Genomic DNA, 15625 nt, shown 5'->3' on the forward strand with positions numbered 1-15625 from the left:
TGACGCCCCGGCCGAAAACCGGGGCGTCACGGCGGTTCACACGTCACTCCTGTCACCGCATGTCCGGTCCTCAGTCCCGGGACCAGGTGGGGACGAGGTTGCGGTCGCCGAAGGCCTGTTCGACGCGGCGCACCGGCGGCCAGTACTTCGACTGGATCCGCATCTGGGCGCTGTCGTGCACGGAGTCGTCCTCGAGCGCGGTCCAGCTGCCCGGGTAGACGGCCACCTCTCGGGAATAGGGGTGGGTCCACTCCCCCGTCGCGATCGAGGCGGCCGTGTGCGGGGCGTTCACGAGCGGATTGTCATCGGCCGGCCAGGTCCCTGCCAGGACCTCCTCCGCCTCCTTGGCGATCATCAGCATCGCATCGACGAAGCGATCGATCTCGGCGAGGTCCTCGGACTCCGTCGGCTCCACCATCAGCGTGCCCGCCACAGGGAAGGACATGGTCGGGGCGTGGAAGCCGTAGTCGATGAGCCGCTTGGCGACATCGTCCACGGAGATCCCGGTGCGGGCGGTGAGGGGTCGCAGATCCACGATGCACTCGTGGGCCACCAGGCCGTTCTCGCCGGTGTAGAGGATCTCGTAGGACTCCGAGAGGCGGCGGGCCATGTAGTTCGCCGCGAGCACCGCGGAGGCGGTCGCGTGGCGCAGCCCGTCCGGCCCCATCAGTCGGATGTAGGTCCAGGTGATCGGCAGGATCGAGGGAGAGCCGTAGGGCGCCTGGGAGACCGGGGGCCCGCCATGGCTCTGCGGGCCCTGGCCGGCCACCGGGTGCTCGGCCTGCTGGATCGAGGGATGGCCGGGCAGGAACGGCGCCAGATGCGCCTTCGCCGCGACGGGACCCACACCCGGGCCGCCGCCGCCGTGGGGGATGCAGAAGGTCTTGTGCAGGTTCAGGTGGGAGACGTCGCCGCCGAACTCGCCGGGGTGTGCCACCTGCAGCAGGGCGTTGAGGTTCGCACCGTCGACGTACACCTGCCCGCCGGCGTCGTGCACCAGCTGGCAGACGGTGCGCACCTCCTCCTCGTACACGCCGTGCGTGGAGGGATAGGTGATCATGATCGCGGCGAGCTCGTCGCCGTGGTCCTTGATCTTCTGCTTCAGGTCGTCGAGGTCGATGTTGCCGCGCGCATCGGAGGCGACGACGACCACGCGCAGCCCGGCGATGACGGCCGAGGCGGCGTTGGTGCCATGGGCGGAGCTCGGCACCAGGCAGACGTCCCGCCCGCTCTCACCGCGCGAGGCGTGGTAGGCACGGATCGCGAGCAGGCCCGCGAACTCGCCCTGGGACCCGGCGTTGGGCTGCAGGGAGACGGTGTCGTATCCGGTGAGGTCCGCGAGCCAGCTCTCCAGCTGGGTGATCATCTCCAGGTAGCCGGTGACATCCTCCCGCGGAGCGAAGGGGTGCAGGGCGTTGAAGCCCGCCCACGTGACCCCCGCCATCTCGGTGGCGGCGTTGAGCTTCATGGTGCACGAGCCCAACGGGATCATTCCGCGGTCCAGTGCGAAGTCGCGGTCCGCGAGCCGGCGCAGGTAGCGCATCATCGCCGTCTCGGAGGGGAAGGAGGAGAACACCGGGTGCTGGAGGAAGGGGTCCTCGCGCACCAGGGACTCCCAACCGCGCCCCGAGTCCACGGCGGCGAGATCCTGGCCGGGGGTCGGGGCGTGCGGGGCGAACGCGGCGGCGATCTTCTGGAGATCGTCGGGGGTGGTGGTCTCGTCGAGGGAGAGGTGCACGAGGTCGTCGCCCACGGTGTGCACCAGGTAGCCGGCATCGCGCAGGGAGGCCGAGAGGTCTGCCGCCTGGCCGGTCGCGCGCACCTCGAGGGTGTCGAAGAAGCTCTCGCCCACCAGGTCGAAGCCGCTGCGGCGCAGCAGGTCGGCGAGGCTCGCGGTGCGGTCGGCGACGGTGCGGCCGATGCGGGTGAGCCCCGCGGGGCCGTGGTAGACGGCATACATCGCGGCCATCACGGCCAGCAGCACCTGTGCGGTGGTGATCGCGCTGGTGGCCTTCTCGCGGCGGATGTGCTGCTCGCGGGTCTGCAGGGAGAGGCGGTAGGCGGGGTTGCCGTCGGCATCCTGCGAGATGCCCACCAGGCGTCCCGGCAGCTGGCGCTCCAGGCCCTTGCGCACCGCGACGAAACCGGCGTGCGGGCCGCCGAAGCCGAGCGGGATCCCGAAGCGCTGCGAGGTGCCGACGGTGACGTCCGCGCCGAGCGAGCCCGGGGAGGCCAGCAGGGTGAGAGCCAGCAGGTCGGCGGAGACGATCGCGAGGGCCTTGGTGGACTTCACCTCGGCGATCACGTCGCGGGGGTCCCACACCCGGCCGGAGGCGCCGGGGTACTGGAGGAAGGCGCCGAAGTACTCGCCCTCGGGGGCACCGTCGCGGGCGAAGTCGACCTCGCGCAGCTCGATGCCGAGGCCGTCGGCCCGACCCTGCAGCACCGCCTTGGTGGCGGGGAGGGCGTCGGCATCGACCAGGAACACGTTGCCATTGCGCTTGACGCTGCGGCGGGCGAGCAGCATCGCCTCTGCCGCGGAGGTGGCCTCGTCGAGGGTGGAGGCGTTGGAGACGTCCATCCCCGTGAGGTCGCAGATCATCGTCTGGAAGGTCAGCAGCGCCTCGAGCCGGCCCTGCGAGATCTCCGGCTGGTACGGGGTGTAGGCGGTGTACCAGGCGGGGTTCTCCAGCACGTTGCGCTGGATCACCGCGGGCGTGTGGGTGCCGTGGTAGCCCAGCCCGATCAGCGAGCGGTGGACGGTGTTGCGGTCGGCGAGGGCCTTCAGCTCGTCCAGCGCCGCCGGCTCGGTGATCCCGGCAGGGACCGCGGAGGCGACGCTGCGGGGGCCCTCGGAGCCCTCCAGCAGGATCGTGCTGGGCACGGCGGCCTGCAGCATCTCGTCCAGGGACTCGTAGCCCAGGACCTCGAGCATGTGACGCTGCGCGTCGGGATCGGTGCCGACATGGCGGCGGACGAAGGAGTCGTGAGCATGCGCGGGCGATGCGGTCATGAAGGAATGCCCCTGGGAGTTGCGTGCGGTTCTGGATCGGTGGAGCCGTCCGCGCACCGGGGCGCGGCACCGTGAGGGGGCGACTGCCTTGTGGCAGCCGCCCCCTCGACGCTCAGGACTCGGTGAATGCCTTGTAGTCCGCGGCGCTCAGCAGATCGTCCGGGAGCGCCTCGAAACGGACCTTGATCAGCCAGCCGTCCTCGAAGGGCGAGGAGTTGACCAGCTCGGGGCTGTCCACGACGGCGTCGTTGATCTCGGTGACGGTGCCATCGATCGGGGAGAAGAGGTCGGAGACGGACTTGGTCGACTCGATCTCGCCCATCTCGGTGCCGGCGGAGATCTCGCCGTCCACCTCGGGCAGGTCGACATAGACGACATCACCGAGCTGCTCGGCGGCGTAGTCGGTCACGCCGACGACGGCCACGCCGTCGGACTCGACGCGGACCCACTCGTGGTCCTTGCTGTAGAGGAGTTCTGCGGACATGGGATCGGTCCTTCCGGGGTTGAGGGAACTCTGGGGGGAATCAGGGGCCGGCCGCACGGCCGACGGGGATCAGCCGCGGCGGTAGAACGGCATCGGGACCACCCGCACCGGGAGGTCCTTGCCGCGGACGTCGGCCACCAGCTCGGTGCCGACCTCGGCGACGGAGGTGCACACGAAGGCCATGGCGATGGGGTGGCCCAGCGTCGGCGACAGTGCGCCGGAGGAGATCGCCCCGACCTCGCGACCGTCCGCATCGCGCACCTGTGCGTCGGCGCGCGCGGCACGGCGGCCCTCCGCGACCAGACCCACGAGGACCGGACGATCGGTCAGATCCGCCGCCTCGACGCCGGCGCGGCCGACGAAGTCCCCCTTCGACGCCAGCGCGACCACGCGCCCCATGCCCGACTGCGCGGGGTACATGTCCCGGCCGAGCTCGTTGCCGTACAGCGGCATCCCGGCCTCGAGGCGGAGGGTGTCGCGGCAGGCGAGCCCGCAGGGCGTGAGGCGGTCCCCGCCGGCGACGGTGAGCTGCTCCCACAGGGGTGCGGCGTGCTGATCGGGGACGTACAGCTCGAAGCCGTCCTCGCCGGTGTATCCGGTGCGGGCGATCAGCATCGACTCCCCGCGGTAGGTGCACTCGGCGAAGCGGTAGTTCTTCATCTCGGTGAGGTCCGCGGCGGTGAGCCCCTCGACCCCGGATCCCTCGGCCAGCAGCGTGTCGTGGAGGATCTGCTCGCTCACAGGACCCTGCACGGCGATCAACGAGGTCTCGGCGGAGGCGTCGAGCACCTCGACGTCGAAGCCCTGGGCCCGGGCGAGCAGCTCCGCGGCGTCGACCTCGGCGTTGGACGCGTTGGCGACGACCAGGAAGTGGTCCTCGGCCACGCGGTAGGTGATGACGTCGTCGATCACTCCGCCGTCCTCGGTGAGCAGCAGCGAGTACTTCGCCCGACCGACCGACATCGCGGACAGCTTGCCCGCGAGCGCGTGGTCCAGCGCCTCCCCGGCCTGGGGTCCGCGCAGATGGATCTCCCCCATGTGGCTGAGGTCGAAGAGACCGGCGCTCGCGCGGACGGCCTTGTGCTCGGCGAGGTCGGAGTCGTACCGGACCGGCATCCGCCAGCCGGCGAAGTCCGTGAAGGTCGCTCCGAGCGACTCGTGGACCGCTTCCAGTGCGGTGCTGCGCAGGTCCTGCAGGGCCATGGTGCTCCTTGTCGTCCCTGGGGCGGTCGGCTCCCGCCCCATGTGCTTCGCGCGGCATCAGGTCCGCAACAGCGACGTCGAGCGGCACTGCTCTGTGTCGCCAGGGTCACCATACCGTCGCCGAGGCTCGCCCGTGGCCCGGTGTCCTCCAGTTGCCCGCTCGCTGTGGGGCCGGGCCGGAGGTCCCGCCGCGGAGGGTCCCGCAACCGGTACCGTGGGGGCGTGACGATGGAAGGCACGCATGAGTGGCCGGTACGGATACGCAGCCCACGGCTGGTGATCCGGCCGCCGGGCGACGATGATCGCGCGGCGATGATCCGCCTGATGACCGACCCTGTCACCCGTGAGTACCTCGGCGGGGCGGTGGACTACGCCTCCCGTCAGGCGCTCGAGCTGTCTCCGCTGGGGCTGACCTGGGGGCGCTGGGTCCTCGCCCTGGCCCAGGACGACACCATGATCGGCTCGATCACCCTCGGCTACGACCGCGACGAGCTCGAGCTCTCCTATGCGCTGCTGCCGGAGTGGACCGGCAGGGGATTCGCCGCCGAGTCCTGCATCGCCCTGCTGGACTGGGCGCGCAGCGCCCTCGAGGACGAGCACGTCATCGCGGTGAGCCAGACCCGCAACAAGCGCAGCGTGGCGCTGCTGCGCAAGCTCGGCTTCACCGTGCGCAAGGGGCTCGAGGAGTTCGGCACCCAGCAGCTGCTGCTGGAGCGCTCGTTGGGCGAGCCGCTTCCGGAGTACGCGCAGCCGCTGCAGACCGCTGCGGATCCGCCGCCCCCGACCCGGCGCTGAGCCGGCGCTCCCGCGACCTCACCGCGGGCGCGCGCAGCACCGCGGGCGCCCGCAGCCCCGGGCGACGGGGCAGTCAGCCCCGGGCGACCGGGCAGCTCATGCAGCGCGGCCCTCCACGGCCCCGCCCCAGCTCGTCCCCCGCGAACTCGAGCACCTCGACGCCCTGCGCGCGCAGGTAGTCGTTGGTGGCGGCGGCGCGCTCGTAGGCGACCACCTTCCCGGGCGCGAGGGCCAGCACGTTGCAGCCGTCGTCCCATTGCTCCCGGGCCGCCGCATAGGGGTCCAGCGGTGCGGACAGCACCCGCAGGGTGGGGACGCCGAGACCACGTGCGAGCACCGCATCCATCTCGTCGGCCGGCCTGGCGCGGGAGAGCAGCCGGTCCCCGCGCTGCTCGATCTCGAAGGTCTCCAGCGGCTCGAGCGGGCCGAACCGCAGCATCGACTCCTCGTCGACGACGGTGGTGACCGTATCCAGGTGCATCATCGAACGGCGATGGGGCAGCGCGATCGCGACCACCCGCTCCACCGAACCGTCGGCCAGCAGATCGGCGGCGAGCCGCTCGACGCCCACGGCGCTGGTGCGCTCGGACATCCCCACGGCGACCACGCGCGGGGACAGCATCATCACGTCCCCGCCCTCGACGGTCGCGGCGCCCGCGCCGTCCCGTCCCACGATGCGGCGAGGAGCTGCTGCACCGGTGAACCGCGGATGGTGGCGATAGATCATCTCCAGGTGCAGGCTCTCCCGTCGCCGGGCGGAATGGCGCATGGGGCTCACCGAGACCACGTCCCCGATCCAGGCCGAGGGGTCACGGGTGAACAGGTGGTTGGGCAGCGGGTCCAGGACCAGGTGCTCCTCCCCCACCCCGTGCAGGGCGATCGAGCGAGGGCTCGCGCCCAGCGCCCGCAGCTCCCCCACGGTGATGCCTCCGATGAGCACGTCCACCAGAGACGCCGGTGCCAGCTCGGCCAGGGCGCCGTGCAGGTCCTGCACGGCGATGTCCCCCAGGACCGCAGGATCCAGCGCCCGCTGCAACAGCTCTTCCCGCAGCGACGCCTCCTCGAGCAGGTCCTCGAGCAGGCGCGTCAGCTCGAGCACCTCGACGCCCTGGTCGCGCAGCAGCGCGGTGAACTCGCGGTGCTGCGCCTGGGCGCGATCCCGCCAGAGCACCTCGTCGAACAGCAGCGCCTCCCGGGAGTCGGGCGTGAGGCGTTCGAGCTCCTGCCCGGGCTCGTGCACGATCACCCGTCGCAGAGGGGAGATCTCGTCGGGCACTCCGGTGTGCTCCGCTGCTGTCACTGCCATAGGGACTCCTCAGCTCTGGATCTGCGGGCACGCTAGCAGAGGCCCGTCGTGCACGGAGCACCGCCCGATGGCTACGCTGGTGGGGTCCGCACCCGCTCTGCTCCCGGAGGCCTCCGTGACCGCTCCTTCGCTGTCCATCCCCACCATCCCCCTCGCCGATGGCACCGCCTTCCCGCTGCTCGGTCTCGGCACCGGAAGCCCCAAGGGCCCCGAGGGCGCCGAGGTGGTCGCCGCCGCGCTGCGCGAGGGCTACCGCCTCGTCGACACCGCCGCCCAGTACGGCAACGAGGCAGCGGTGGGCGAGGGTGTGCGCCGCTCGGGCATCGACCCGGCCGAGATCCTCGTGACCACCAAGATCGCCGGCGGCGATCAGGGCCGGGACGCCGCCCGGCAGGGCTTCTCGGAGTCGCTGCGCCGCCTGGGCCTTCCCTCGGCGGCGCTGCTGCTGATCCACTGGCCGAATCCCTCGCGCGGCCTGGCGCTGGAGACCTGGCGCACCCTGATCGACCTCAAGGAGGAGGGGCTCGCGAAGCACATCGGCGTCTCGAACTTCCGCCCCGAGCAGCTGCAGGAGCTGTTCGACGCGACGGGCGTGTGGCCGGAGGTCAACCAGATCCAGCTCTCCCCCGCTCTGCCCCGGCCCTCCGCCCTCGCCTTCCACCGCGAGCACGGGATCGTCACCGAGGCCTGGGGGCCGCTGGGCGGGCGCGAGGGGCTCGGCGAGCAGTTCGCGCTGCGCCGCGTCGCGGAGAAGCATGGGGTGACCACCTCTCAGGTGACCCTGCGCTGGATCCGCGACCAGGAGATCGTCGCGATCCCCCGCTCCTCGAACCCGGAGCGCCGGCGCCAGAACGCGGAGCTCGACCATCTCCTCCTCGACGACGAGGACCGCACTCTGCTGGCCTCCCTGGACCTGGGTGAGGAGTCCGCCTGGGACTCGCGCGAGCACGAGGAGTGGTGACCCGGAGCGACCGCTTCGTCCCGGGGCCGGAGCATCGGGAGATCGTCTTCCTCACCGGCTCCGGGATCAGCGCCCGCACGGGTCTGGGCACCTTCCGGGGGCCCGACGGGCTGTGGGCCCTGGAACCGGAGACCGAGCAGGCGATGCACGCCGAGCTGCTCCCGGGATCCCTGCCGCAGCTCTGGCAGGTGTGGGGCCGGATGGCGCGGATCGCGTGCGGTCACGGCCCCACCCCGGGGCACCGGGCGATCGCCCGGCTGGGCGCCCCGGTGGTCACCCAGAACATCGACGGGCTGCACCAGGCCGCCGGCAGCGAGGTGGTCGCCGAGCTGCACGGCAGCGCCCTGCGCGCCGTGTGCCTGGGGTCCCGCTGCTCGTGGACGAGTCCGCTGACCCCGGGCGACGGGCCGCGGCCCGAGGACCACGGCGTCCCCGGCAGCTGCCCCGTCTGCGGGGAGCCGACGCGGCCCGACGTGGTGCTCTTCGACGAGCAGCTCCCCGGGGAGGCGCTCGACCTCGCGACGCGACTGGCTCAGCGGGCCGATCTGTTCGTGGTCGTCGGCACCAGCGGTGTGGTGTTCCCCTCCGCCCAGCTCGCCCCGCTGGCGGCATCCCACGGCGCGGAGACGGTGCTGATCGACATCGCTCCGCCCCTCGGGGCTCGCACTGTCTTCGACCATGTCCTCGCCGAGGACGCCCACGAGGTGCTGCCGGACTGGGAGCGGCAGATCCACCACGTGGGCGGGAACTCGTTCCTGGACCCCTTCCCCTCGTGACGGGACCTGGGCTCTGCTGAGCGGCCCCGTGCCGCAGCGCGGATCCGTCTCATGACCGGATCGGTCTCATGACCGGATCCGCCTAACGACCGGATCCGGATCTCGTTCAGATCCAGATCGCCGGGTCCACCTGCTCCTCGGGATGGGCCGAGCCGGAGCGCACGGTGGCCGGGATGCCGACGGCTGTGGCGCGGGCCGGGACGTCCTTGACGACCACGGCGTTCGCCCCGATCTGGGACCCTTCGCCCAGGACCACGGGTCCCAGCACCCTCGCCCCGGCGCCGATCGTCACCCCGGAGCCGACCGTGGGATGGCGCTTGACCCTCTCCATGGAGCGTCCGCCGAGGGTGACCCCGTGGTAGAGCATGACGTCGTCCCCGACCTCGGCGGTCTCCCCCACGACCACGCCCATGCCGTGGTCGATGAAGAAGCGCCGGCCGACTCTCGCCCCGGGGTGGATCTCCACCCCGGTCACCGAGCGGGCTCCCTGGGCGAGCACCAGGGCCGGCAGCCGCGCCCCGCGCTCCCACAGCCGGTGCGCCACCCGGTGGGTCCAGATCGCGTGCAGGCCCGGAGACGTGAGCAGGATCGACAGGTCGTCGGTCGCGGCCGGGTCACGACGATGCGCCGCCGCGAGGTCCTCACGGACCGTCGCGACGACGCTCATCACCCGATCGAGCGGGCTCGTCACCATGTTCGTGATCCGGGGCTCAGTCCGCGAGCTCGGCGTACAGCGGGGTGGAGAGGTAGCGCTCGCCGAAGGACGGCACCACCACCACGATGGTCTTCCCCGCGAACTCCTCCCGGGAGCCGACCCGCACGGCGGCCTCGATGGCGGCGCCGGAGGAGATCCCCACCAGCAGGCCCTCGGTGCGGCCCACCGAACGGGCACGCTCCATCGCGGTCTGCGCATCGATGTCGATGACCTCGTCGTAGATCTCACGGTCCAGGATGCTGGGCACGAAGTTCGCGCCGAGCCCCTGGATCTTGTGCGGGCCGGGCTGCCCGCCGTTGAGGATCGCCGACTCCTCGGGCTCGACGGCGATGATCTTCACCCCCGGCTTGCGCTCCTTGAGCACCTGGCCGACGCCGCTGATGGTGCCGCCGGTGCCGATGCCGGCGACCAGCACGTCGACGGTGCCGTCGGTGTCGGCCCAGATCTCCTCGGCGGTGGTGCGGCGGTGGACCTCGACGTTGGCGGGGTTGTCGAACTGGCGCACCTGGACGGCGCCGGTCTCGGCGGCGATCTCCTCCGCCTTCTCGACCGCGCCCTTCATGCCCTTGGGCGCCTCGGTGAGGATCAGCTCGGCGCCGTAGGCGCGCAGCAGCATCCGCCGCTCCTTGGACATCGACTCGGGCATGGTCAGGACGACCTTGTAGCCGCGGGAGCTGCCGATCATCGCCAGCGCGATCCCCGTGTTGCCGCTGGTGGCCTCGACGATGGTGCCACCGGGCTGCAGCTGGCCGGACGCCTCGGCGGCGTCGATCATCGCCACGCCGATGCGGTCCTTGACGGAACTGGCGGGGTTGTAGAACTCGAGCTTGGCGACGATCGTCGCCTTGACCTCGTCCCCCAGGCGGTTGAGCTTGACCAGCGGAGTGCGGCCGACGAGTTCGGAGACGTTCTCGTAGATGGGCATGTTTCTCCTTCGCGGGACGGGGATCACCCCTCGGGGGCATCCAAGGTGTGCTTGGCTCGATCATAACGGCGTATCCAGGATTCGTGCGGGGATACCCAACGGCCGGTCATCGTCCTGGAGGCCGGCCGACCTCCCGGAGAGCGGGCGACCTCCAGGAGAGCGGGTGACCTCACGACGAACGTCGGAGGTGCGGGCGAGGGCGAGACCACTACCGTCGGGTCATGCTCTCTGCTCCGCACTCCGTCGCGCCGCGCCCGGACTCCCGGCTCGCGCACCGCCCGATCATTCGCCCCCTCGTCGCGCTGTGCGCACTGGCTCTGCTCGTCCTGACTGCTCTCGTCCCGGCTCCCGCCCGGGCCGAACCGCCCCGCTCGGTCAAGGTGATCGACACGACCGGCTCCGTCGACCGTGAGGTGCTGCAGAACGAGCTGTCCGAGGTCGGCTTCCGCACAGAGCTGGATCTGGTGGTGCTGATCCTCGACGTCACGGACCACGGGGGCGATCCCGCACAGGACACCGCCCTGAACGATGCCGTGCTGGATCACGCCCGCACCACTGATCCGTCGCTGCTCTCCGGGGACGGCGAGCACTACGCCGACGGGACCGTCATCCTCGCGCTCGACCCGGAGAACCGCTTCCTCGGCACCTATGCCGGGGAGGACGTGAAGCTCGACGACGACGGATTCTCCGCGGTGCAGGACGCGATGCGCGAGGACGCCCGGGATGCGCAGTGGAGGGACGCTCTGACAGCGGGTGCCGAGAAGTACAGCGATCTGCTGCACCGCCCCTGGTGGCAGCACCCCGGCGTGCTGGTGGCTGCGGCGAGCGCGGTCGGCGCTGCGGCGATCTGGGCCCTGAGCCTGCTGGGGCTGCGCCGCGCGGCCCGACGCCGCATGGACGACACACTGCCCCGCTACCAGGACGTCCAGGCCAAGCGCTCCCTCACCGACACCGCGGCGCGCACCCTGCCGACCTCCTCCCCCTACGCACAGGCAGCCCTGCAGGACCACGAGGAGTACGGACGCCGGATCATCGACGCCGAGCGCCTGCACGCCGAGCTGCCCGACCCGCAGCGGCGCAGCTGGGGCTGGGGCCTCGCCTCCGCTCAGCGGCGCCTGGCCCGGGACTACGAGGAGACCGTCGGCTACCTGGACGACACCGACGATGCGATCCTCTCCGCCGCCGATCTGCTGCACCGCCTGGGTGACTGGCAGGCGGCCTGGCAGCGCGAGCTGGACCCGCTGCAGGACTCCCTCGCCCGGATCGAGTCCCTGCGCTCCGAGGACGAGGAGATGTCGGAGCAGGAGCGAGCCGCCGTCACGGATCTCGAGTCGCTCGGCCGGGATGCCGCCGAGGAGATGGAGACCCTCACCGCGCAGCTCGAGGCCGATCGGATCGATCCCGATACCGCCCTCGAGCGCCTGGACACCCTGACTCGGGAGCTCTCGGCGGCCGTCTCCCGGCTCCGGGAGCTGCGCATCGAGCGCGTCGCAGAGGACGGGAGCGAGGCGGGGGTGCTGCGAGCAGCGACCGTGGACTTCGAGGACGACGAGGAGCACGAGTACACCTCGCTGCGGGCCCGCCGCCACCGTCAGAGGGTCGGGACCTCCGGGAACGACGTCTTCTGGAGCCTCAGCCCGGTGCTGTGGTACTCGAGCTGGCACGACGAGTCCACGTCCGAGCTGGCGGAGCACCGCGACCCGTCCTCGACCAGCAGCGGCAGCACCTCGGGGTACTCCGGCGGCGGATTCTCCGGCGCCGGCAGCTCGAGCCGCTTCTGAGCGAGGGGCAGCCGGCCGGCGGGCTGAGGACCTGACCCGGACCCTGGCCCGGGTCAGCAGTGCCTCAGTAGACCATTCCCATGACCTCGCGGACCTTCGCGAGGGTGGCCTCCGCCTCGATGTTCGCGCGCTCGTTGCCGGCGCGGAGCACCTCGAAGAGATAGCCGGGGTCCCGCTCGAGCTCCGCGCGGCGGGCGCGCAGCGGGGCGAGGTGCTCGTTGAGCGCTTCGGCCGTGAAGATCTTCAGGGTGCCCGCGCCGCGGTCACCGATCTCCTCGGCGATCTCCTCCGGCGTCCGGCCGGTGGCCTGTGAGGCGAGGGTGAGCAGGTTCGCGACCTCGGGACGACCCTCCGGATCGAAGGTGATCAGGCGGTCGGCGTCGGTCTTGGCCTTCTTGATCTTCTTCAGGGTCTCGTCGGGATCCATCCGCAGCATGACGGTGTTCCCGCGGGACTTGCTCATCTTGTGCTCGCCATCCAGCCCGAGGATGGTCGGGGCCTCCGAGAGCAGCGCATCGGGCACCGGGAAGAACTCCTCCCCGCCGGCGTAGCGCTCGTTGAAGCGGCGGGCGATCACGCGCGTCTGCTCGATGTGCGGCAGCTGATCCCGGCCCACCGGGACCAGGTTGCCGTGGCAGAACAGGATGTCTGCGGCCTGGTGAACGGGGTAGGTGAGCAGCAGCCCGCCCATGGCGGACTTCCCCGCCGCGGCGAGCTCGGTCTTCACGGTGGGGTTCCGCTCCAGCTCTGGCTGGGTGACCAGCGACAGGAAGGGGAGCATCAGCTGGTTCAGCGCCGGCACCGCGGAGTGCGCGAAGATCGTCGAGCGCTCGGGATCGATCCCGGCGGCCAGGTAGTCGGTGAGCAGCTCGCGCACCGACCCCTTGATGTCCCCGGTGACCTCACGATCGGTGATCACCTGGTAGTCCGCGACGATGAGCCAGGTCTCCACGCCCGCGTCCTGCAGGCGCACTCGGTTGCGCAGCGAGCCGAAGTAATGGCCGATGTGCAGGGCGCCGGTGGGGCGGTCACCGGTGAGCATGCGCAGGCCCGAGGGATCGGTCTGGATCTGGGACCAGATCTTGTCGCTGCGCTGCTGGGCGGTGTCGTAGCTGGTGCGGGCGTGGTTCGGTGCGGTCACCACTCCATGGTAGCGGCCCCGTCGGGTGCCGCCGCGGTCGAGCCGCGCACGATCAGCTGCGGCTGGACCACCACCTCGGTGCGGGCGGGGCGGCGGGAGTCCTCGCCGCCGCCGAGGGCGGTGCGCACGGCGGCGCGGGCGATGGAGCCGACGGCCTGGCGCACGGTGGTCAGCGGCGGATTGGTCAGCGAGGCCCAGAAGACGTCGTCGTAGCCGACCACGGAGACGTCGCGCGGCACGGCGAGGCCCTGGGAGCGCACGCCCTCGAGGGCTCCGGCGGCCATCACGTCCGAACCGCACACGATCGCCGTCGCGCCGCGCCCGACGAGATCCCGCGCGGCCTCATAGCCGCCCGCATAGGAGAAGTCGGTGAAGGCGACCGGCTGCGGATCAGTCCCCCACTCGCTGGTGACCTGCTCGAACACGCGCAGCTTCTCGCGCACCGGCCAGGTGTGCTCATCGCCGACGGCGAGCCCCACCCGCTGATGACCGAGGTCCTGCAGATGGGTGAGCACCGAGCGGACGGCGTGCTCGTCATCGGTGGACAGGAAGGCCGCCTCCAGGTCCTCCCGCACGCCGTTGACGAGCACCAGCGGGATGCCGGCGGCGGTCAGCTCGCGGTAGTGGTCCAGTGGTGCGCGCTCCTGGGCGTGATGACCGGAGACGACGATGATCGCCTCGACACCGCAGTGCAGAAAGCGTTGCAAGATATCGCGCTCACGCTCGACCGTGCGGGCCCTCAGCGCCACCAGGGTGGAGGCTCCGCGCTCGAACAGCTCGGCCTCGATGCGCTCCGCCCAGGCGGTGAAGACCTGGTTGTCGAGATCAGGCACGAGCACCCCCACGAGCGGACCGCCACCGGCGGCCGCGGGGCCCACATCGCGCCCCATCTGGCGGGCCACATCCAGCACGGACCTGCGCGTCGTCTCGTTCACGCCCGCGCGCCCGTTGAGCACCCGGGAGACTGTCGCCTCGCTGACCCCGGCCGTCTTCGCGATATCGATGAGTCGCGTCATCCCACGCTCCCTCCCGGACCCGCGGCGTCCTCACCGTGTCCAGATCGTCATCTGCAAGTTCTTGCGTATTCTTGCACAGACCGCGCCCCGAGATCTACAGTGACGCCATCAGGCATCGTCCTGGAACGGTCGAGACCGACCACGATTCAAAGGAGAAGACGTGCAGATCCGTCGTAAGAACTTCCTGGCCCTGGGTGGCCTCGCCGCCTCGATGACCGTGCTCGCCGCCTGCGGCGGCGACAGCGATTCCGGCGCCGACACCGGCTCCGGCTCCGGCGGCGCCTCCGACGGCGGGGGCGGTGCCGCCGGTGGTGCCGGCACGCTCGTGATCTGGGCCGACGAGGAGAAGGCTCCCGCGCTGGAGCCCTCCGCGAAGGCCTGGGGCGAGGAGAACGGCATCGAGGTCGTCGTCGAGGTCGTCCCCGGCGACGAGCTGCAGGGGAACTTCATCACCGCCAACCAGGCCGGCAACGGTCCTGACGTCACCATGGGCGCCCATGACTGGATCGGCAACCTGGTGCAGAACGGTGCGATCTCCCCCGTGCAGCTGCCCGGCGACGTCGCCGACACCATCGCCCCGATCGGCATCGAGGCCGTGACCTACGACGGCCAGACCTACGGCGTGCCGTATGCGGTCGAGACCCTCGCGCTGTACGCGAACAACGAGCTCACCGATGTCGCCGAGCCGGCGTCGATCGAGGAGCTCATCTCCGCGGCGGAGGCCGGGGGCGCCGAGAACATCCTCGCGCTCCCGATCGGCGAGTCCGGCGATCCGTACCACATGCAGCCCCTCTACACCTCCGCCGGCGGCTACCTGTTCGGAGAGGACTCCGAGGGCAACCTCGACCCCTCAGACCTGGGCGTGGGCGAGGAGGGCTCGCTCGCCTCAGCGGACAAGATCTCCGAGCTCGGCGAGCAGGGCGTGCTGAAGAACTCCATCACCGGCGACAACTCGATCTCGCTGTTCGCGGAGGGCAAGGCCGCGTACCTGATCTCCGGCCCGTGGGCCCTGGCGGACGTGCGCGACTCGGGCATCGACTTCACGGTCTCCCCCGTCCCCGGCTTCGAGGGCATGGAGCCTGCGGCACCGTTCGCGGGCGTGAACTCGTTCTACGTCGCCTCGAACGCGGCCAACGCCGGATTCGCCCAGCAGTTCATGACCGATGTCGCCAGCTCCCCCGACGTCGCCAAGGCCATGTACGAGGCGAACCCGCTGCCGCCGGTGAACCTCCAGCTGCGCGAGGAGATCGCCTCCACGGATGAGCACGTGATGATCTTCGCCGAGGCCGCCGAGGCCGCCGCCCCGATGCCCGCCATCCCGGCGATGTCCGCCATCTGGGAGCCGCTGGGCATCGCTCAGGCCAACATCGTCGGCGGGGACGACCCGCACGCGGCCATGGAGGCCGCCGGCGAGGAGATCGCCGCCGCGATCGGCTGACCGGGAGGGAGCGATCCGCCGCTGCCTGTGCCCCTGCGGCCGGCGCGGCGGATCGCTCCGCGCCGTCGCCC

At 71.3% G+C, this 15625-nt stretch carries 13 protein-coding genes; 5 read left to right on the top strand and 8 right to left on the bottom strand.

Going from position 1 to position 15625, the window contains the following annotated elements; all coding sequences use genetic code 11:
* Window positions 1–70: 70 nt before the first annotated feature.
* The 3 genes from gcvP to gcvT form a co-directional block, all read right to left on the bottom strand.
* Window positions 71–3013 carry an aminomethyl-transferring glycine dehydrogenase gene (gene gcvP / locus VF289_RS07965; protein WP_330882845.1) on the bottom strand — a complete coding sequence of 981 codons (2943 nt, stop codon included), beginning with the start codon at window positions 3011–3013 and terminating at the stop codon, window positions 71–73.
* Window positions 3014–3125: 112 nt separating this feature from the next.
* Window positions 3126–3497: a glycine cleavage system protein GcvH gene (gene gcvH / locus VF289_RS07970; protein ID WP_330882847.1), complete on the bottom strand. Its 372-nt coding sequence runs from the start codon at window positions 3495–3497 to the stop codon at window positions 3126–3128.
* A 69-nt stretch (window positions 3498–3566) separates the two neighbouring features.
* Window positions 3567–4700, bottom strand: coding sequence for a glycine cleavage system aminomethyltransferase GcvT (gene gcvT / locus VF289_RS07975; RefSeq protein WP_330882849.1), 1134 nt, complete (start codon window positions 4698–4700; stop codon window positions 3567–3569).
* Between the two features lie 228 nt (window positions 4701–4928).
* On the opposite strand from gcvT, the gene VF289_RS07980 reads away from it, so the two are divergent.
* Window positions 4929–5495: a GNAT family N-acetyltransferase gene (locus VF289_RS07980; protein WP_330882940.1), complete on the top strand. Its 567-nt coding sequence runs from the start codon at window positions 4929–4931 to the stop codon at window positions 5493–5495.
* Between the two features lie 73 nt (window positions 5496–5568).
* On the opposite strand, the gene VF289_RS07985 is transcribed toward VF289_RS07980, so the two are convergent.
* The gene (locus VF289_RS07985; protein WP_330882851.1) at window positions 5569–6801 is read right to left on the bottom strand and encodes an arginine deiminase; all 1233 of its coding nucleotides are present in this window, start codon (window positions 6799–6801) and stop codon (window positions 5569–5571) included.
* Between the two features lie 115 nt (window positions 6802–6916).
* On the opposite strand from VF289_RS07985, the gene VF289_RS07990 reads away from it, so the two are divergent.
* A complete protein-coding gene (locus tag VF289_RS07990; RefSeq protein ID WP_330882853.1) occupies window positions 6917–7762 on the top strand; it encodes an aldo/keto reductase in 846 nt (281 codons plus the stop codon).
* Window positions 7759–8538, top strand: coding sequence for an SIR2 family NAD-dependent protein deacylase (locus VF289_RS07995; protein WP_330882855.1), 780 nt, complete (start codon window positions 7759–7761; stop codon window positions 8536–8538). The genes VF289_RS07990 and VF289_RS07995 overlap by 4 nt, the downstream gene beginning before the upstream one ends.
* A gap of 106 nt (window positions 8539–8644) precedes the next feature.
* Here VF289_RS07995 and epsC read toward each other — a convergent pair whose 3' ends face one another.
* A complete protein-coding gene (gene epsC / locus VF289_RS08000; protein WP_330882857.1) occupies window positions 8645–9232 on the bottom strand; it encodes a serine O-acetyltransferase EpsC in 588 nt (195 codons plus the stop codon).
* 16 nt (window positions 9233–9248) lie between these two features.
* Window positions 9249–10178 (bottom strand): cysteine synthase A, encoded by a 930-nt coding sequence (gene cysK / locus VF289_RS08005; protein ID WP_330882859.1) that lies wholly within the window; start codon window positions 10176–10178, stop codon window positions 9249–9251.
* A gap of 221 nt (window positions 10179–10399) precedes the next feature.
* On the opposite strand from cysK, the gene VF289_RS08010 reads away from it, so the two are divergent.
* Entirely contained in the window at window positions 10400–11959 is a 1560-nt protein-coding gene (locus tag VF289_RS08010; protein WP_330882861.1) for a DUF5129 domain-containing protein, read from the top strand.
* Between the two features lie 64 nt (window positions 11960–12023).
* Here VF289_RS08010 and trpS read toward each other — a convergent pair whose 3' ends face one another.
* Complete coding sequence (gene trpS, locus VF289_RS08015; protein WP_330882862.1) at window positions 12024–13100, bottom strand: tryptophan--tRNA ligase; 1077 nt, start codon at window positions 13098–13100, stop codon at window positions 12024–12026.
* A complete protein-coding gene (locus VF289_RS08020; protein ID WP_330882863.1) occupies window positions 13097–14116 on the bottom strand; it encodes a LacI family DNA-binding transcriptional regulator in 1020 nt (339 codons plus the stop codon). Before VF289_RS08020 ends, trpS begins: the two co-directional genes overlap by 4 nt.
* Window positions 14117–14276: 160 nt before the next feature.
* On the opposite strand from VF289_RS08020, the gene VF289_RS08025 reads away from it, so the two are divergent.
* Complete coding sequence (locus VF289_RS08025) at window positions 14277–15554, top strand: sugar ABC transporter substrate-binding protein (protein ID WP_330882865.1); 1278 nt, start codon at window positions 14277–14279, stop codon at window positions 15552–15554.
* Window positions 15555–15625 lie beyond the last annotated feature (71 nt).

Origin of the sequence: Brachybacterium sp., from assembly GCF_036379615.1 — a bacterium.
In the GTDB taxonomy this organism is placed as follows: Bacteria; Actinomycetota; Actinomycetes; order Actinomycetales; family Dermabacteraceae; genus Brachybacterium.